This window comes from Nocardioides campestrisoli (genome assembly GCF_013624435.2).
Taxonomy (GTDB): domain Bacteria; phylum Actinomycetota; class Actinomycetes; order Propionibacteriales; family Nocardioidaceae; genus Nocardioides; species Nocardioides campestrisoli.
In genome coordinates, this window is the sequence record NZ_CP061768.1 from 1,249,569 (window position 1) to 1,267,321 (window position 17,753).

The 17,753-nt window shown below is 73.1% G+C and carries 16 protein-coding genes; 12 read left to right on the forward strand and 4 right to left on the reverse strand.

Going from position 1 to position 17,753, the window contains the following annotated elements; all coding sequences use genetic code 11:
• Positions 1-10: 10 nt before the first annotated feature.
• The 4 genes from H8838_RS05975 to H8838_RS05990 all read right to left on the reverse strand — a co-directional run bounded on the left by H8838_RS05975 (position 11) and on the right by H8838_RS05990 (position 6,233).
• Positions 11-1,333: a hypothetical protein gene (locus tag H8838_RS05975; protein WP_185995119.1), complete on the reverse strand. Its 1,323-nt coding sequence runs from the start codon at positions 1,331-1,333 to the stop codon at positions 11-13.
• A gap of 41 nt (positions 1,334-1,374) precedes the next feature.
• Positions 1,375-2,871, reverse strand: coding sequence for a glycoside hydrolase family 26 protein (locus H8838_RS05980; RefSeq protein WP_185995118.1), 1,497 nt, complete (start codon positions 2,869-2,871; stop codon positions 1,375-1,377).
• 241 nt (positions 2,872-3,112) lie between these two features.
• Positions 3,113-4,081 (reverse strand): glycosyltransferase family 2 protein, encoded by a 969-nt coding sequence (locus H8838_RS05985; RefSeq protein WP_185995117.1) that lies wholly within the window; start codon positions 4,079-4,081, stop codon positions 3,113-3,115.
• Entirely contained in the window at positions 4,074-6,233 is a 2,160-nt protein-coding gene (locus H8838_RS05990) for a hypothetical protein (protein WP_181310265.1), read from the reverse strand. The genes H8838_RS05985 and H8838_RS05990 overlap by 8 nt, the downstream gene beginning before the upstream one ends.
• A gap of 199 nt (positions 6,234-6,432) precedes the next feature.
• Here H8838_RS05990 and H8838_RS05995 point away from each other — a divergent pair, with 199 nt between their 5' ends.
• From H8838_RS05995 to H8838_RS06050, 12 genes are all read left to right on the forward strand, one after another.
• Positions 6,433-9,510 (forward strand): PKD domain-containing protein, encoded by a 3,078-nt coding sequence (locus H8838_RS05995; RefSeq protein WP_185995116.1) that lies wholly within the window; start codon positions 6,433-6,435, stop codon positions 9,508-9,510.
• A gap of 14 nt (positions 9,511-9,524) precedes the next feature.
• Positions 9,525-10,379, forward strand: a complete 855-nt coding sequence (locus H8838_RS06000; protein ID WP_185995115.1) for a hypothetical protein — start codon at positions 9,525-9,527, stop codon at positions 10,377-10,379.
• Positions 10,376-11,053, forward strand: a complete 678-nt coding sequence (locus tag H8838_RS06005; protein ID WP_181310268.1) for a helix-turn-helix transcriptional regulator — start codon at positions 10,376-10,378, stop codon at positions 11,051-11,053. The genes H8838_RS06000 and H8838_RS06005 overlap by 4 nt, the downstream gene beginning before the upstream one ends.
• 127 nt (positions 11,054-11,180) lie before the next feature.
• Positions 11,181-11,837: a GAP family protein gene (locus H8838_RS06010; RefSeq protein WP_224766416.1), complete on the forward strand. Its 657-nt coding sequence runs from the start codon at positions 11,181-11,183 to the stop codon at positions 11,835-11,837.
• 283 nt (positions 11,838-12,120) lie between these two features.
• Positions 12,121-13,467 carry a CpaF family protein gene (locus tag H8838_RS06015; protein ID WP_224766417.1) on the forward strand — a complete coding sequence of 449 codons (1,347 nt, stop codon included), beginning with the start codon at positions 12,121-12,123 and terminating at the stop codon, positions 13,465-13,467.
• The gene (locus tag H8838_RS06020) at positions 13,467-14,321 is read left to right on the forward strand and encodes a type II secretion system F family protein (protein WP_181310271.1); all 855 of its coding nucleotides are present in this window, start codon (positions 13,467-13,469) and stop codon (positions 14,319-14,321) included. Before H8838_RS06015 ends, H8838_RS06020 begins: the two co-directional genes overlap by 1 nt.
• On the forward strand, positions 14,318-15,262 hold the full coding sequence (locus tag H8838_RS06025) for a type II secretion system F family protein (RefSeq protein WP_185995113.1): 945 nt from the start codon (positions 14,318-14,320) through the stop codon (positions 15,260-15,262). Before H8838_RS06020 ends, H8838_RS06025 begins: the two co-directional genes overlap by 4 nt.
• Before the next feature lie 52 nt (positions 15,263-15,314).
• Complete coding sequence (locus tag H8838_RS06030) at positions 15,315-15,593, forward strand: hypothetical protein (protein ID WP_224766560.1); 279 nt, start codon at positions 15,315-15,317, stop codon at positions 15,591-15,593.
• A 17-nt stretch (positions 15,594-15,610) separates the two neighbouring features.
• Positions 15,611-16,066, forward strand: coding sequence for a TadE/TadG family type IV pilus assembly protein (locus tag H8838_RS06035; protein ID WP_224766418.1), 456 nt, complete (start codon positions 15,611-15,613; stop codon positions 16,064-16,066).
• Complete coding sequence (locus H8838_RS06040) at positions 16,063-16,509, forward strand: hypothetical protein (protein ID WP_224766419.1); 447 nt, start codon at positions 16,063-16,065, stop codon at positions 16,507-16,509. Before H8838_RS06035 ends, H8838_RS06040 begins: the two co-directional genes overlap by 4 nt.
• A gap of 28 nt (positions 16,510-16,537) precedes the next feature.
• A complete protein-coding gene (locus H8838_RS06045) occupies positions 16,538-16,987 on the forward strand; it encodes a pilus assembly protein TadG-related protein (RefSeq protein WP_224766420.1) in 450 nt (149 codons plus the stop codon).
• A gap of 112 nt (positions 16,988-17,099) precedes the next feature.
• Complete coding sequence (locus H8838_RS06050; protein WP_185995112.1) at positions 17,100-17,717, forward strand: CAP domain-containing protein; 618 nt, start codon at positions 17,100-17,102, stop codon at positions 17,715-17,717.
• The last annotated feature ends 36 nt before the right edge of the window (positions 17,718-17,753 follow it).

Here is a 17,753-nt window from a genome sequence, read left to right on the forward strand (position 1 = left end):
CGGCGGACGTTCAGCGGGCTCGGGCCCACTCCTCCACCAGCTCCAGGGCGGTGACCGCCCGGGGGACGATCAGCCCGCCGCCGGGGGCGCCCGACATCTCCAGGTAGCGGGAGGTGATGGCCACCAGGTACGCCGCACCGGTGCTGGCGCCCGTGCTGGACCTGGTGCTGGCGCTCGTGCCGGCGGCCCGCAGCGCGTTCCGCACCACGTCCGCGGTGGCGCCGTGCCGGCGGGTGGCGGCGTTGACCGCGAAGTGCAGGGCGTCCATGCCGGCCGGCACCCCGGTCTCGAAGCGCTCCCAGTCCCAGACCAGCAGCGCACCACCCCGCCCCGGCGCGGTCTCCCGGCGCCCCGGCGCGGTGTCTCTGCGCCCCGGCGCGGTGTCTCTGCGCCCCGGCGCGGTGTCTCTGCGCCCCGGCGCCATGTTCCACGGGGTCCAGTCGCCGTGCCACGCACTCACCGGGACAGGGGCGTCGTACCGGGCGGCGACCAGCTCCATCGCCTCCCGGAACCGGGCGACCAGCGCCGGCTCCGCGGCGGCGCCCGCGCGTTCGTGGCAGCGCCCCCACCAGGCGAGTGAGGCGAGGGGAGCCGGGTCCTCGGAGAACGCCGCCTCGAGCTCCGCCTCGGCGCGGTGCGCCAGCGCGGGCGTCCGGACGAGCGCGCTGCCCGGCCGGACGCCCAGGTCCTGCTGGACCAGGACGTCGATCCCCTGCCACGCGCCGCGGTGCAGGAGACGGGGCACCCGCAACGTGTCGAACCGCCGGGTCGCCAGCACCTCGAGGGCGTCCGCCTCGGCGCGCACGTGCTCGGCGGCGGTCGGGGAGTCGCCCAGCTTGGCGAAGCCGAGCGACCGGCCGTCGGTGTCGAACAGCTGCAGGACGGGCTTGCGGTTGACCCGAGCGGGCCCCACGGTGAGGCTGAAGGTGGGCGGAGCGGTCCCGAGCGCGTCACCCAGGTGGTCCACCAGGGGAGTGGGCGCTCCGGGTTCGGCGTAGACCCGGACCCGGTCCGGGAGCGCCCGGGCGGCCCCGACCCGCAAGGCGCCCGAGGCCGCGGTCCGGGCCGCGATCTCGCCGGGGCCCGCGGTCGCGCTGAAGCGCCGGACGGCGCCGGCGGCCGCAGCCGGCGCAGCGGGCAGCAGCATCCGCGGGGCCCGTGCGGAGGGGAGCACCAGGAACTCGACGGTCGCCGCGGGGTCGCTGCGGCGCGAGCGCACCAGCTCGACCCTGGCCTGCGGCCAGAGCCGCGCCAGGGTCTCGCACAGGACGCCGATGGCGTCGTCCCCCAGCGGGGCCGGAGCCGGCTCGGGGCCGAGGGCGGAAGGACTCACGACGGACATCCTCCCGCAGCCCCGGCCCGCCGGCGGCAGGCTCACCGGGGGGGCAGCAGCGGGGCCTTGCTCTGGGCGGCGGCGAACGAGGCGAACTTCGCAGGCCCCGTGATCGGGTAGGAGTTGCCGTAGCTGTTGAGCTCGGTGTTGAAGTAGGCCATCGCCAGCCCGCCGGTGGCGACCAGCTGGTCGTAGGTGCGCTGGAGCCACGTGCTGTCGTGGGCGAACGCCTCGTCGGTCAGCCCGGTCTCGGCGAGCGCCCAGGTCGTGTCGTTGGCCCGCGCCCAGGCGGAGAACCGGTCGAAGTAGACCGAGCGGATGTCCTCGGTCTTGGTCACCATCGTGCCGTTCGACCGGGTGGTCATGTGCCAGTTGTAGACGTCGAAGCCGGCGACGTCGACCTTGGTGCGCGGCCAGATGTTCTCCAGTCGGAACTCGGCCGGGCCGTAGAGCTGGTTCCACCCGGTGGTGATGACCGTGAAGGCGGCGTTGGGTGCGGTGCTGCGCACGATCGGGCCGAGGCGCTCCTGCATCGCCCGCCACGCCTGGATGTCGCCGTCCTTCTCCGGCTCGTGGTGGAAGGCGACCCACACGGGGCCGTTCAGCGTCCTCAGCTTGTTCGCCAGGTCGTAGGCCCAGGCGTCACCGGCGCCGGCCGCCATCTGCTCCCACGAGAGCGGCAGCTTGAAGCTGATCCACGGCAGCCGACCGGCCGCCAGGTCGGCGCGGGAGACCGCGACCGCCTTGTCGACCTGGTGGCCCTGGTAGTAGGTGCGGCGCACGCCCAGCCGGTGCCCGGTGGCTGCCTCCATCGGGGCCGGGTCGGTGTTGGCGCCGTAGGCGGAGCCCAGGTAGGCGCCGCAGGCGGGGATGCCGCGGCTGCTGTAGGAGCAGCCGTTGCTCAGGTAGCCCGCCACGTCGTCCGGTGGCCGCGGCGGCTCCGGGGTGGGGACCGGCGTGCCCTTCGGCTTCTCCTGGGGCTTGTTCCTGGGCTTGTTCTTGGGGTTCTTCCCACCCGGCCGCTGGCCCTTCGGCAGTCGCACGACCCGGACGTCGTCCAGCAGGACGCGTCCCTTCCGTGCCTGGCGGGTGCGGACCTCGACCCGCATCACCGAGGAGCCGGACTTCCGGGTGACCTTGACCTCGGCCCTGGACCAGGACCGGCGGACCAGCACCTTGCTCCGGCGTACGTCGAGCACCTTCCCGGTGGCCGGCTCGACCTCCCGGACCACCAGCCGGGCCGGCACCCGGCCGCTGGGTGAGCGGAGCCGGGCGCGGACCGCGTGCCGCGCGCCGCGGGCGTCGAAGGTCTTGCGGTAGACCGCCCGAGGCGTCGGGGCCTCCGCAGCGGCAGCCACGGTCGAGGCGGCGGGCGAGCCGGCAGCCGGCGAGCCGGCGGGAGCGGCTGCCTGCGAGGCGGGCACGCCGAGCGCGCTGGTGGCCACGCCGGTGGTCAGCGAGACGGCCAGCGTGGTGGCCAGGGCGGTGGTCAGGACCGGGAAAAGGGCGCGCTGAACCACGGAGCGGGGGTGGATCACGGGAGGGACCTCCGGGAGAGGGCGTCATGCCGGGACGGGAGAAGCCGATGCGGACGTGAGGCCGAGGAACCGGAGGGGAAGGAGTTCTCAGACCGTCCTCGGAACGTACCCCAATTTCGGTAGGTGCGCTGCCCGTCTATCCCTCAATTGAGGTAAGTCCTCCGGGTCATCCCGGGACTACCCACCCGGGCGGCGCGGTCCCCGAACGGGGGAGGTCGGCCGGGACTCGGAGCCCGGGGACTCAGATGCCCCGGCCGTGCCGGTGCGCCAGGTCCATCAGCCGCTCGGCGGAGACCAGGCGGAGCGCCACCGCGAGCGCCAGGGCGGTACGCCGCTCGGCGGGCCGGCACCGGAGCGTCTGCCGGATCGCCGGCCAGACCTCCGGGCTGCGCATCGCGGCCAGCGCGAACGCCCGCTGGCCGCTGAGCCGGGCCAGGGCGTGGCGGTCGGCGCGGAACTCCGGATGCTTGTCGAGCCAGTAGTCGGTGGCGGCCACGATGGTGGCCCACCGCTGGGAGAACAGGGACTGTCCCCAGGTCACCTCGACCAGGGGCTGCTCGACCACGGCGAAGCCGGCGTGCCGGGCCGCCCGGATGATCCAGTCGTAGTCCTCCCCGTGGCTGCCCGGGATCTCCTCGTCGACAAGGCCGATCGGCCCCTCGAGCGCCTCGCGGGCCACCACGACCGTCGACGGGTGGGCGGCCATCACCCGGTGCCGCACCAGGTTGGCCAGGGTCAGCTCGGAGCTGGTGGCGACCCGCTCGGTACGGGTGTCGCCGTAGGCCACGACGATCCCGGTCACCGAGGTGGGAGCGCCGGTGCGCGCCAGCTCGGCGAGCTGTGCGGTCAGCTTGTTCGGCAGCCAGCGGTCGTCGTCGTCGCAGAAGGCCACCCAGGGCGCACGTCCGGCGGCGATCCCGCTGTTGCGGGCACCGGCCAGCCCCGGGGTCCGGGTGTTGGCGAGCGCGGTGACCGGCCGGCGGGGGTCCTGATCGGTGACGGCCGGGTCCATCGGCCCCTGGTCGAAGACCACCCAGGTGCGCACCACGCCCGGGTGGTCCTGGGTCCGGACGGCCGCCAGCGCGCGGGCGAGCAGCTCGGGGCGTCCTCGGGTCGCGATCACCACGTCGACCTCCGCGGCAGCAGCGACGGCAGAGGCAGCGACGACCTCACTGGCCGTATCGACGGCAGGGGCGGCGGCGTCAGCCACGTGGTCGTCTCCTCGGTCGCGGCGGGGTCAGGGTGATCAGGATGACAGCACCCAGCAGCCCGAGCGCAGCGCCCGACATGGTGAGCAGCTCGTACCGTCGTCGGCCAGGCTCCGGAGGCACCGTCCGCATGACCTCGCCCACCGCGCGGCGGTCGCTCTCCAGGTCGCTGATCGCCCGGGTCAGCTTGGCCCGTGGCTCCGTCGCGGTCTCGCTGGCATCGCCCTGGAGGGTCCGCAGCTGCTCGCGCAGCTGGGCGAGCAGGTCCTGGCGACGCTGGTCCAGGTACTCCGCGCGGGCCTCGAGGTAGGACCCGCTGACCGCGTCGGCCAGACCCGGGATCTCACCGGGGTCGGGCCAGAGCACGTGCATGACCAGGACGCTGGAGTTCGGCTGCGCGGTGACGACCAGGCCGTCGCGCAGGTCGCCGGGGGTGGAGTCCACCGACCGGGCCGCCGCCCGCAGGGTCTCCTCGGACATCAGCAGGGCGGCCTCGGTGTCGACGGTGATCTCCTGGCGCGCCCGGCGGTCGGTCTCCTCCTCCTCGTCCTCCACCTCGATGTCGAGGTAGACCGGGGCCGGGGTGATGGCCATGAAGACACGGGAGACGTGGTCCGGCGGCGGGGCCAGCAGGGCGGCCGAGAGCCCGACCAGGCCCCCGACGACCGTGCCGACCACCAGCACGGGGAGCCCGCGACGTACCTCGCCGAGGAGCCGGGAGCCGGTGCTGAGCAGCCGGGGCGGGCCGGACCCCTCCTGCTCCCGCCGCTCACGGGCGACCAGGCCGATCGCCAGCATCAACAGCATCAGCGGCAGCCCGAGCGTGTCGTAGATCGGGAGCTGGAGCAGGAAGAAGGCCAGGGCGAAGGTGCACATCGCCTCGTTCACCGTGCGGCACCGCACGGCTCGGGCCAGCGCCAGCAGGACGAAGGTCATGAAGAACAGGAGCCCAGGCCAGCCCTGGGAGAAGAGCACCGTCCACAACAGCCCCTGGGTGCCCAGCGGCGGGACGCCGCAGTCGGGGCACTCCGGGGTCGAGGCCCCGGTGATCGAGGCGAAGCTGCCCTGGACGTCGCGGGTGCCGCCGAAGCCCAGGACCGGCGAGCCCTCGGTGACCGAGGTCGTGGTGAGCGTGAGCAGGCCGCCACGGCGGTCGTTGCTGTGCTGGTTCTCCAGGCGGTCGGTGACCAGGCTGCCCAGCGGGGTGACCAGGACGGTCAGCAGCCCGATGCCGGCGAGCACGCCGCACGCCATGAGCAGGGCGGGCCGCCCCTTGGCCGCGGCGAGCACCGCGAGGCCGACGCCGCCCAGCGCGAGTGAGCCCCACAGCCCGCGGTTGAGGGAGTAGAGCACCGGCACCATCGCCGCGGCGACCGCGACCAGGGTGACCACCGACCACCGGACGCGGGACCGGCCGCGGGCGCGCGCCAGCCAGGCGCCCACGAAGACCAGGGACATCGCGATCACCGAGCCCCAGGTGTTCGTGTAGGCGAAGGGGGCTTTGGGGCGGGTGCCGGCGTCGCCCAGCACGGTCTGGACGTCGGCAACCTTGAGGTGGACCAGCGACTGCACGAAGGCGTTGGAGGCGATGTTGGTGGGCAGGAGCATCTCGAACGGCGTCCGCAGCTCGAAGGTGGGCAGGACCAGAGCGACCAGCCCGCCCACGGTGCTCACCAGGAACATCCAGGCGGCCGAGCCGTGCACCAGCCGGTCGGGCACGGTGCTGCGCGGCATGGTGGTGATCCACACCAGGGCCACCGTGCAGGCCAGGTACCAGGCGAGCTTGAAGCCGAAGACCAGCACCCGGCCCGCGCCGCCGCCGCCCGGCACCGCCCCCGGCGCGTCGATCCACAGCATGGTGACGCCGAGGACGACCCAGACCAGGAAGAGCAGCCACCAGCCGAAGCCGCGCGGCAGGTGGATCTCGGGCTGCCGGAACAGCTGGACCAGCATCACCAGGGCGATCAGCAGCGGCACGGTCTCGGCGAGTCCCAGGACCCACCACACCGGCCAGCCCAGGAGCATCACCGCCAGCGGCCACCCCTGGCCCAGCCGACGCCACCAGGGCGCGGGGGAGGAGAGCGCGGACTCAGGGGACGACGGCCCGGGGGCGTGCGGCGTCGTCGGTGGCGCCGCCCCCACCCGTTGCGTCATGCGGTCCATGAGAAGTCGCGGTCCCTCCGACCAACGTCACCAATTGAGGGGAAATCATGCCCGGGAAACGCTCTGCCGTCCGGCACAGGGCCAAGATTCCCCTGACCACCGGCTTGGGGGACGGTCCGCGTGCCTGACGGGACGTGTCACGTGTTGGTGCTAGTCACGCGTTGGTGTGAAGAAACAGGGTGGGCGAGGAATGAAGAGCGGGTTCGGCCGTGCGCTGATGCTGATGCTGACCGGGGGCCTCGCGGCCCTCGTCGGGGTGGTCGGCCAGCTGCCGGCGATGGCGGTCGACCAGCCGGGTGGTCAGCTGGTCCAGGAGCGGGCGGCGGCGCGGACGCCGCACGTCCTGGACGGGATGGTCTACTCGGTCGCCGAGGCCGGGGGACAGATCGTGCTCGGCGGCGACTTCACCAAGGCGCGCAACGACGGCACCAGTGCCCAGCTCCCTCGGACCAACCTGCTCGCGTTCAACCCCGCCGACGGCCGGGTCAGCACCGGTTTCGTGCCCCAGCCCAACGGCGTCGTGCGGGTCGTGCTGCCGGCGGCCGACGGGAAGTCGGTCTACGTCGGTGGCAAGTTCACCAGCATCGGCGGCGAGAACCGCAAGAACCTGGCCCAGGTCAGGATCTCCGACGGCGCGGTGCTGCCCTTCGACGCCGGCAAGATCGCCGGACAGGTCCGGGACCTGCGCCTGGCCGGCGGGCGGCTCTGGATCGCCGGGCACTTCACCCACGTGGGCGGCCACGCCCAGACGGCGCTGGCCACTGTGGACGCCCGCAGCGGCACCTTCCTCCCCTTCATGCGGCTCGGCATCGCCGGCAACCACAACAGCGGGGCCACCAACGTCCTCAAGATCGACGTCAGCCCCCGGGGCGACCGGCTGGTCGCGGTCGGCAACTTCGACACCGTCGACGGGGTGGTCCGCCACCAGCTGATGCAGCTCGACATCAGCGGCGACGCCGCGCGGGCGAGCACCCTGAACACCCGGTTCTTCACCGCCACGTGCTCGCGCTCCTTCGACACCTACATGCGCGACGTGGACTACTCGCCCGACGGCTCCTTCTTCGTGGTCACCACCACCGGTGGGTACGGCGGGGCGGACGCGCCGTGCGACTCGACCTCGCGGTTCGAGACCTACGCGGCCGGCGCGACGGTGCAGCCCTCCTGGGTCAACCTCACCGGCGGGGACACCCTCTACGCGGTCGAGGTGACCGACTCCGTGGTCTACGTCGGAGGCCACTTCCGCTGGCAGAACAACCCGTTCGCCGGCGACCTGGCCAGCTTCGGCGCCGTGCCGCGCGAGGGGATTGCCGCCCTCGACCCGGCGAACGGGCTGCCCTACTCGTGGAACCCGGGGCGGTCCCGCGGCATCGGCGTCTTCGACTTCCTGGTCACCGAGGCCGGCCTGTGGGTGGCCTCGGACACGGACCGGATCGGGACGGACCGGCAGACCCGGGCGCGGATCGCGCTGCTCCCGACCGGCGGACTCACCGTCCCTCCGGTGCGCTCGGCGCGGCTGCCCAACGACATCTACACCGTCGGGGCCTCGACGGTGACCGCCCGCTCCTACCGCGGCGGCACGGTGGGAGCCGCCCGCCCGGTCTCCGGGCTGAGCGCCAGCTCGGTCAAGGGCGCGTTCATGGTCAACGGGTGGCTCTACCTGGCCCAGTCCGACGGCACCTTCGTCCGCCGTACCTTCGACGGGACCACCTTCGGCGCGGCCGAGCGGGTCGACACCGCCGACCGGCTCAAGGCCGACGCCACCTGGCAGGAAGACCTGCGCAAGGTGACGGGCATGTTCTTCGACGATGGCCGGATCTACTACACCCTCGCGGGCAGCAACGAGCTGCGCTACCGCTACTTCACCCCGGAGAGCGCGGTCGTGGGCGCCAAGCGCCTGGTCGCCTCCGGCAACGTGAGCGGGATCAGCTTCTCCGGGGTGCGCGGCATGTTCCTCGCCGACGGCAAGCTCTACTGGTCCGACGGGCAGGGCGTGCTGCGGCGCATCGACTGGCGCTCCGGCGGTCAGTCGGGCGTTCCCGTGGCCGGGACGGCGGCGGCGGTCTCCGGCCCGCAGATCGACCGGGTCAGCTGGACCTCCCGCGACCTGTTCGTCTTCCAGGACGCCCAGGGCCGCGGAGCGGTGATGGAGCCGCAGGCGGCCTTCGAGGTCGGCTGCACCAGCCTGACCTGCAGCTTCGACGGCACCTCCTCGCTGACCCCGGGTGGTGAGGTGGCGAAGTACGTCTGGGACTTCGGGGACGGGGCGACCGCGACCGGTCCTCGCCCCCAGCACGTCTACACCCAGGGCGGGACCTTCCAGGTGCGGCTGACCATCACCAGCACGCGTGACCAGAGTGCGACGGTGACCCGGGCCGTGCAGGTCACCCGGGTCAACCAGCGTCCGGTGGCCGTGTTCACCGCCTCGTGCCAGAGCACGCTGTGCGCGTTCGACGCCTCGGCGTCGAGCGACGCCGAGGGCCCGGTGACCTACGCCTGGGACTTCGGGGACAACACCTCCGGCACCGGGGTGAGCCCGACCAAGGTCTACTCCGCGGAGGGCGCCTACCGGGTCACGCTGACGGTCACCGACAGCGACAGGGTGACGCACTCGGTGACCCAGGACGTGGCGGCCAACCTGGCCAAGGTGCAGTTCGTCAGCGCCGCCTCGGCCAACGGCAACTCCACCACCCACCGGGTCGGGCTGCCGGCGCAGGTGGCGCCCGGTGACGTGATGGTGCTGACGCTCGCGCTCAACAGCGACGTGGCGATCACCGACCCCGAGGGCTGGACCCCGCTGGAGTCCGTGGCTGCCGGCGGCGTCTCCGGTCGATCGTGGTGGCGCCGGGCCGAGGCCGGCGACGCGGGGAGCAACGTGCGGGTGTCGGTCGGCGCCGCGGCCAAGGGCGACCTGTCGGTCGCGGCGTACCGAGGCTCGGAGGGACGCCTGGCGTACGTGGCCCAGCAGCAGGCGAAGGCGCACACCTCGCGCGGCACGGAGTTCACCTCGCCGCAGGTGACCGCCCCCGCGGGCGGCGGGTGGCTGGTGACCTACTGGGCGCTGAAGTCGCCGGACGAGGCGTCGTGGCGTGAGATCGGCGGTCAGACCGCACGAGCCACCTCGTCGGGGGTGGGCTCCGGCCGGATCACCGCGACGGTGGCCGACTCCGCCGGGCCGGTCCCCGCGGGGCAGACCGGTGGGCTGGTGGGCCGGACCACGGTGGAGGTCCCGAGGGCGATCGTCTTCTCGACCGCCCTGGGTCTGCAGTAGGAGGTGAGCAGGGAGTGAGGACGACGGACGCACCGGGGCGCCGACGTTCCGGGCGCGTCGCCACGGCCGTGGCCCTGGCCGGCGTGGTCTCCGTGGGCGCCTTGGCGCTGAGCGCGTGTGGCGGTCCGACCGCCGCGACCGAGTCGACCGAGGCGATGACGGTGACGCCGGTGCGCGGCGAGCTGGTGCTGGAGTTCGACGAGGGGCTGAGCGCCGAAGGCGACTCGATGGAGCGGATCCAGAGCTCCGGGACGGCGACCCTGCGGATCGGTGTCAGCACCGCGGGTGGCGGCTTCCTGGAGCGGGTCGAGGGGCGCTCGGGGTACGCCGTGCGTACCCCGGCGTTCACCGCGACCGGGAAGACTCCCGCCGCGGTGCTGGTGATCAAGCCCCGGGGCGCCGACCAGCTGAGCCCGGGCACGCGTCCCGTCCGGTGGGGGATCGACATGATGCTCGACGAGGAGCAGGGGGACGCCCCCGCCGACAACGGGGACAACCTCCTGCAGCGCGGCCTCTTCGACCACCAGGCCCAGATCAAGCTGCAGATCGACCACGACGTCCCGTCGTGCCGGGTGCGCGGCTCCGAGGGCGAGGCCCTGGTCGTCGCCGACACCGCGGTGGAGCGCGGGGTCTGGTACCGGCTCGCCTGCCAGCTGCGGGGGGACGAGCTGAGCCTGACGGTCGGTCTGCCCGGACGTCCGGCGCCCCAGCGGTGGTCGGTGCCGGCCTCGGTGGGGTCGATCGAGTTCCGCCGGTCGGAGCCGGTCGCGATCGGCGGCAAGGTCGACCGGCGCGGCAACATCCAGCCGCGGGACACCGACCAGTTCAACGGCCTGCTGGACAACGTCTACCTGGACATCAGCTCATGAGTGCGCCCCGCGTGGTGGTCGTGGCCGAGGGCTACCTGGTGGGGGAGGCGATCGAGGTGGCGCTGAGCGCCCGCGACTTCGAGATCGACCGGATGGCCAGCCCCCGCTCGCGCCAGGAGCTGGTCGAGGCCCGGCGCGAGATCAGCCGGATCAAGGCCGGCGTGGGGCTGGTGGTCGCCGAGATCGACGACCTGGGGCAGTGGCGCGACGCGCTGGCGCTGATCGAGTCGGTCCGGATGCGCTGGTTGGTGGTCACCGGCTCGCGCAACCCGGCGCGCTGGGGTGCGCTGGTGGCGGCCGGGTGCCAGGGGGTGGTGCCGATGTCGGCCGGCCTCGACGTGCTCACCCGCACCCTGTGGGCGGTCTCGCGCGGCGGTCCCGGGATGCCGCAGTCGGCCCGCGAGGAGGTGCTGGCGGAGTGGGAGCGGCTCGGTACGTCGCGGCGCTCGCTGATCCTGCGCATCTCCGCTCTCTCCCCACGCGAGTGGCAGGTGCTGGAGCAGCTGAAGGAAGGCCACTCGATCAAGGCGATCGCCGAGACCGGCGGGGTCAGTGAGGGCACCGTGCGCAGCCAGGTCCGGGCGATCCGGCAGAAGCTCAACGTGAAGTCCCAGCTCGCCGCGGTCGCGGCGTACCAGCAGGCGACCGAGCTGAACTACGGCCAGACCGGCTGAGCAGGCGCTGTGGTGCGCACGCTGTCGTGCGGGCAGGGCACCTTCTTCGGGTCCGGTCCGTCTGAGCGGTAGGAGACTCTCCTTCACCGCGACCCAGAACACCCCGCCGCCGCTACGCTTCGGCTCAATGGTCAGTGTCCTTGCGCTCGTGATCCCGCTGGCTTTCGCGGGCGCTATCAGCCCGGTCATGCTCACCGAGCAGACCGTGCTGTTGGCTGGGCGCGACGGACGCCGCGTCGCTGGGGGCTACGCCGTCGGAGCCGGCGCAACCTTGCTGGTCCTCCTGTCGCTCCTGGTGCTCTTCGGCAGTGCCATCGCCCTCCCGGGGGAGCCTCGGCTCAGCGCCTCCCTCGACGTCGTCCTGGGCTCCCTCCTGGTCCTCATCGCTGCCGTCCTGCGTCTCCGCCGCCCGCGCACCCCGAAACCCGAGAAGTCGCGCGACCGTGGGCTCACCCCGGGCCAGGCGCTGGGCTTCGGTGTGTTCTCGATGGCGACGAACTTCACCACGTTGGCGGCGATGGTCCCCGTGGCCAAGGAGATCGCCGCCAGTGACCTCGGCCTGATCGGACGTCTGATCGTGATCGGCATCGTGGTCGTGGTGGCCGCACTGCCGGCGTGGCTCCCGCTCGCGATGACCCTGGTGGCGCCGGCCCCCACGCGGCGCGGTCTGCAGGCGCTCTCGCACTTCATCGACACCCGTGGCCGGTTGGTCACGGTGCTGCTGCTGACGGCTGTAGGACTCTTCCTGGTGGCGCGCGGCGTCGTGCACATCATCGGTTCCTGAGGCACCGCCGAGCGTGACCGTGGCCGCCTGCGGTCGCGCAGCGGGCGCGACTGGCCTGTCGACGTACGTCAGGTGAGGTAGGCCGCGTACGCCATGGTGGGTAACTTCCCCGGCTCCGCGGCGAGTTGTCCCCAGCGGGCCGAAACGGCCGTCTGTCGCGGTGGCGTGCGCACTAGCGTCGTTGGCGTCGTCGTTCGGGTGGTCGGACGAGCTCGGGGGGAGTGCCATGACCGCGTCGCCGTTCTTGCCAGCGTCGTCGACGCCTTCGGCCCGCTCGTCTGGGGTGGCGCCCACCTCGCCAGGCCCGGGAGCTCCGGGAGCGGCCGTCGACTCTGCACCGCGGCCCACGCCGCCCGGCGTCCTGGAGTCGCTGGACGCCCGGTTGCGTCAGCTGGTGCGCCGCGAGGGGGTCGACCCGCAGCGCGACACGGTGCTGGTCCGTCAGCTCGCCGAGCGGCTGGTCGCCGAGCACGACGAGTGGTCGATGACCGGGGCGGTCGAGCCGCTGCCGGCACCGGAGCAGACCGTGGGCGAGCTGGTCGCCCGGGTCGCCGGGTTCGGCCCGTTGCAGCCGCTGCTCGATGACCCCGCGGTCGAGGAGATCTGGATCAACGACCCGAGCCGGGTCTTCGTGGCCCGGCACGGACGCCACGAGCTGACCAACCTGGTGCTCTCCCGCGCCCAGGTGGACGAGCTGGTCGAGCGGATGCTGAAGAGCAGCGGCCGCCGGGTCGACCTGAGCCAGCCCTTCGTCGACGCGATGCTCCCCGAGGGACACCGGCTGCACGTGGTGCTGCAGGGGATCAGCCGAGGGTTCACCGCCGTGAACATCCGCAAGTTCCGGCTGCAGGCGGCGCGGCTCACCGACCTGGTCCAGCTGGGCAGCCTGCCCGCCACCGCCGCGGCGTTCCTGGACGCCTCGGTCCGCGCCGGGCTCAACGTGCTGGTGGCGGGAGCGACCCAGGCCGGCAAGACCACGATGCTCAACTGCCTGGCCGCGGCCATCCCGGGCGGCGAACGGGTGGTCAGCGCGGAGGAGGTCTTCGAGCTCAAGTTCCCCCACCCGGACTGGGTGCCGATGCAGACCCGGCAGGCCGGACTGGAGGGCACCGGGGAGATCCGCCTGCGCGACCTGGTCAAGGAGTCCCTGCGGATGCGCCCCTCGCGGGTGATCGTGGGGGAGGTGCGTGCCGAGGAGTGCCTCGACCTGCTGCTGGCGCTCAACTCCGGTCTGCCAGGGATGTGCACGCTGCACGCCAACAGTGCGCGTGAGGCGCTGGTGAAGATGTGCACGCTGCCGCTGCTCGCCGGGGAGAACATCTCCGCGAGGTTCGTCGTGCCCACGGTCGCCAGCTCGGTGGACCTGGTGGTCCACCTGGGGATCGACGTGGGCGGCACCCGCCGGGTCAACGAGATCGTCGCGGTACCCGGGCGGGTCGAGGACGACGTGATCGAGATCGAGCCCATCTTCGAGCGGAGCGCGGGACAGGGCTCGGAGCCGCGGGAGCTGCGCTGGACGGGTGGGGTCCCGCACCGGCCGGAGCGCTACCAGCGGGTGGGGATCGACGTCCACCAGCTCCTGAACGGTGGGGGCCTGAACGGTGGGGGCCTGCACGGGGGGACCCGCTGATGGGTGCCCTGGTCGGGCTCGGGTTCGGCACCGGCGCGCTGCTCGTCTGGTCGGCGTTCTTCCTGCCCCGCGGGACCCGGCCGGCTTCCCGGCGCGCCGGGCCGGTGGAGGAGATGCTGGCCCGCGCAGGCATGGGGGAGGTCTCGGTCGCCAGCCTGTACGCCCTCTGCGCCGTGCTGGGGCTCAGCGTCCTGGTGGTGGTCCAGCTGGTCGCCGGCGCCTGGCCGGTGGCTCTGGCCTTCGGCGTGATCAGCGGCTACCTGCCGTTCGCCGTGCTGCGCAGCCGGGTGCGGCGCCGGCAGCGGGAGTTCGCCGAGGTGTGGCCCGAGGCGGTGGACAACCTCGCCTCCGCGGTGCGGGCGGGGCTGTCGCTGCCCGACGCGCTGGCGGGCCTGGCGGTCAGCGGGCCGGTGGCGCTGCGCGACGCGTTCGCCCAGTTCGCGCTGGACTACCAGGTGACCGGCCGGTTCGGCGAGAGCCTGGACCGGCTGAAGGGGCGGCTCGCCGACCCGGTCGGTGACCGGATGGTGGAGGGGCTGCGGATCGCGCGCGAGGTCGGCGGGGGTGACCTCGGGCGGCTGCTGCGCAACCTCTCCGGCTACCTGCGGGAGGAGGCACGGACCCGCTCCGAGCTGGAGTCACGGCAGGCCTGGACGGTCAACGGGGCGCGGCTGGCCGTGGCCGCCCCCTGGGTGGTGCTGCTGATGATGGCCTTCCAGAGCGAGCTGATCGCGAGGTACGCGACCGCGACGGGTGCCCTGGTGCTGGCCGTCGGCGCCGCGCTCTGCTTCGGCGCCTACTGGTTGATGCTGCGGATCGGCCGCCTCCCCGTCGAGCGCAGGATCCTCTCGTGAGCCCCGCGTTGACCGGTGCCCTGCTGGGGCTGCTCGTTGCGGTCGGGTTGCAGGTCGTGCTGGCTCGGGTGGTGGCGATCCGGCGTACGCAGGTCTCCGTCCGGGTCCTGCCCTACGTGCGCGACCTGCCGCAGGTGGGCCGCGCGGCACCGCTCCAGGCGACCGCCGTCGCCTCGCCTCTGGGGGCCGCCCAGCAGATCTTCGGTCCCGCCCTGCGCCGGGCCGCCGACCTGGTCGAGCGGGTGCTCGGGGGCGGTGCCTCCGTCGCGCGCAGGCTGGAGCGCGCCGACCTGGAGAAGACCGTGCACGAGTTCCGGGTCGAGCAGGTGGTGTGGGGGCTGCTCGGCTTCGCCGGGGTCGCCGCCTGGCAGCTGCTGGACGCGGTGACCGGGTCGGCCTCGTTGCTCGGCTCGGCGCTGCTCTGCCTGGTGGGATTCGCCGGCGGGGTCGTGCTCCGCGACCAGCGGCTGACCGCCAGCGCGGTGGCGCGCGAGCGTGAGATCGTGGCCGAGTTCCCGATCATCGCCGAGCTCCTCGCTCTTGCGGTGGCCTCGGGAGAGAGCCCGGTCGCGGCCCTGGACCGGGTGGTACGACGCAGCAGCGGCGCGCTCTCGGTCGACCTGGGCCGGGTGCTCGCCTCGATCAGGACCGGCGAGCCGGTGGCCGTGGCCTTCCACGAGCTGGCCCGGCGTACGGGGCTGAGCCTGGTCGCCCGCTTCGCCCAAGGTGTCTCCGTGGCGGTGGACCGAGGGACGCCGCTGGCCGACGTGCTGCACGCCCAGGCCGCCGACGTGCGGGAGGCCGGGCGGCGAGCGCTGATCGAGAGCGCGGCGCGACGCGAGGTCTTCATGCTCGTGCCGGTGGTCTTCCTCGTGCTCCCGGTGACGGTGCTCTTCGCCTTCTACCCCGGCCTGGTCGGCCTGCGCCTGACCACGCCATGACCGACCCATGACCTGACCCAGACCCAGACCCAGACCAGCGCAGACAGAGCCCATGACCCAGCAAGGCACGTGCAGCATCCCGACCGGCACCTGGCCGGTCGGTCTGAGGGAGGAGAACACCATGAAGCACCTCGACCCCGTACGACTGCTGGTCCGGATCCAGACGAGGCTCGCCACCCGCGCCACGGAGGAGCGCGGGGACGTGCCCGGCTGGGTGCTGATCACGGTGATGACCGCCGGCCTCGTCGGCGGACTCCTCAAGATCGCCGGACCCGAGCTGGGAGAGATCCTGAAGAAGGCGCTCAACAGCGTCACCGGACCTGCGGCCTGAGGCCTGAGGATTCTGCTGTGCTGGGCTGTCGAGCCCCCGGGCGCCAGGGCAAGACCGTGAGCCGGGGGAGGAGGACGCGGGAGGACGAGTCAGGCTCCGCGGTCGTCGACTTCGTCCTGGTGCTCCTGATCCTCCTGCCGCTGGTGCTCGGGATCCTGCAGGTGGCCTTGGTGATGCACGTGCGCAACACGGTCAGCTCGGCGCTGGCCGAGGGCGCGCGGTTCGCGGCTACCTGGGAGGCGACACCCCAGGACGGGGTGGCGAAGGCCCGGGCCCAGTACGCCGCGGCGATCGACCCCGCGTTCGTCGCCGAGCCGCAGGTCGAGCTGGTGACCATCGACGGGGCGCCGGCGTACCGGATGAGCGCCGAGGTCGCGGTCCCGGCGCTGGGCCTCGGCGGGCCGAGGGTCTCCTTCACGGTCAGCGGCAACGCCATTCTCGAGCCCGGCCCCAGGCCGGGGGAGGAGTCGTGAGCCTCCGGCGCCGGGACGAAACCGGCAGCGCGCTGGTCGAGATGACGTGGCTGGGCGTCCTGCTCCTCGTCCCGCTGGTCTGGATCGTGGTCTCGGTCTTCGAGGTGCAGCGCGGCGCGTTCGCCGTCGACGCCGCCGCTCGCGCAGCGGGCCGGGCCTACGCCCTCGCCCCGGACGAGAGGACCGCGTTGGCACGTGCTCGCGCAGTGGCCGCACAGACGTTGAAGGACCAGGGGGGCGACGGCATGAAGGCCGAGGTCCAGGTGACGTGCAGCAACGGTCCGGGACGATGCCTGGAGGGCACGTCGGTCATCACCGTCGTGGTCGTCTCCGGGATCGAGCTGCCGGCGATGCCGAAGGTGCTCACCGGCGGCCGGACCAGCTTCGCCCTCGAGTCCAGCCACACGCTCCCGATCGGGCAGTACGTCCAGGCAGGCGGCTGAGATGAAGGGCTGGGATGAAGGGGCTGGGATGAGGCAGCTGATGAGGCGGCGCGACGAGCGGGGCCAGGTGTCCCTGCTGATCATCGGCTTCGCGACGGTCCTGCTGCTGGCCATCGCCGTCGTCCTGGACGCCTCGGCGGCGTACCTGCACCGGCAGGGGCTCAGCACCCTGGCGGACGGTGCGGCGCTGCAGGGCGCCGATCTCGGCGCCACCGGGGTGTACGCCGAAGGGCTCCCCGACGAGCGACTGGCCCTGGACGACACGAGTGTCCGCGCGGCGGTGAAGGCATACCTGGACCAGGTGGGGGCGGATCGCCGGTTCCCCGGGGTGAAGCACGCCGTGCGCGTGGACGCCGACGCAGGACTGGTCCGGGTCACGCTGCGGGCCTCGGTCGACCTGCCCCTGCGGGTGCCGTGGCTGGAGAAGCCGCCCAGCGTCACCGCGGTCGGCTCCGCCGCGGTCACGGTCCAGCGGTGACCGAGAGTTCAGGTTGCGCAGGGCCCCTCGCCGCTCGCGGTGCGACAGGTCGGGACGGGGGCCGTCGGCAGCTACGGTGTGGAACCGCTGTCCCCCGACGAGGAGCTCCCACATGCGTCCCAGCCCGCCGATCACCCGCACCGTGCTGCTGGCCGTCACGGTCCTGGCGACCTGCCTGCCGTCCTCCGCGCTCGCCGCGACCGGCCCAGTGACCGGTCCAGTGAGCGGCGCAGTGAACGGCGCAGTGAACGGCGCGGGCGGCAGCTCCGTGACCGCCTACGCGCCGACGACGCCGGACCGAGTGTCAGATGCTTCGGCGCGAGCGGCGGCGCCAGCGGCCCCCGCTGCGAGCCGCCAAGCGTCCGGGAATCGGTACGCCAAGAAGGCGCTGCGGGCCACGAACGTCCAGCGCCGCAACCAGGGCCTGCGTCCGCTGAAGTCCCAGCGCTGTCTCGTCCGCGCCGCGCGCAACCAGGCGCGGGCGATGGCGGACAGCCAGACGATCTACCACCAGGAGCTCTCGCCGGTGCTCAGCCGCTGCGGGATGCGGATGGTGGGGGAGAACGTGGCGATGGGCTACCCGACCGGTCGTGCCGTGGTGCGTGGCTGGATGGGCTCGCCCGGGCACCGGGAGAACATCCTGCGCCGGGAGTACCGCCAGGTCGGGATCGCGGCCGCTCAGGGGTCCGACGGTCGCTGGTACGCCGCCCAGGTGTTCGGTCGTCGCTGACCTCTCGTCAACGTGCGGCACCGGGGATCGAGGCGA

Excerpts from the sequence above, each read along its gene's own strand:
- H8838_RS05990 (WP_181310265.1), bottom strand. The coding sequence starts at position 6,233 with ATGACGCAACGGGTGGGGGCGGCGCCACCGACGACGCCGCACGCCCCC.
- H8838_RS05995 (WP_185995116.1), top strand. The coding sequence starts at position 6,433 with ATGAAGAGCGGGTTCGGCCGTGCGCTGATGCTGATGCTGACCGGGGGC.
- H8838_RS06005 (WP_181310268.1), top strand. The coding sequence starts at position 10,376 with ATGAGTGCGCCCCGCGTGGTGGTCGTGGCCGAGGGCTACCTGGTGGGG.
- H8838_RS06010 (WP_224766416.1), top strand. The coding sequence starts at position 11,181 with ATGGTCAGTGTCCTTGCGCTCGTGATCCCGCTGGCTTTCGCGGGCGCT.
- H8838_RS06020 (WP_181310271.1), top strand. The coding sequence starts at position 13,467 with ATGGGTGCCCTGGTCGGGCTCGGGTTCGGCACCGGCGCGCTGCTCGTC.
- H8838_RS06030 (WP_224766560.1), top strand. The coding sequence starts at position 15,315 with ATGACCCAGCAAGGCACGTGCAGCATCCCGACCGGCACCTGGCCGGTC.
- H8838_RS06045 (WP_224766420.1), top strand. The coding sequence starts at position 16,538 with ATGAGGCAGCTGATGAGGCGGCGCGACGAGCGGGGCCAGGTGTCCCTG.
- H8838_RS06050 (WP_185995112.1), top strand. The coding sequence starts at position 17,100 with ATGCGTCCCAGCCCGCCGATCACCCGCACCGTGCTGCTGGCCGTCACG.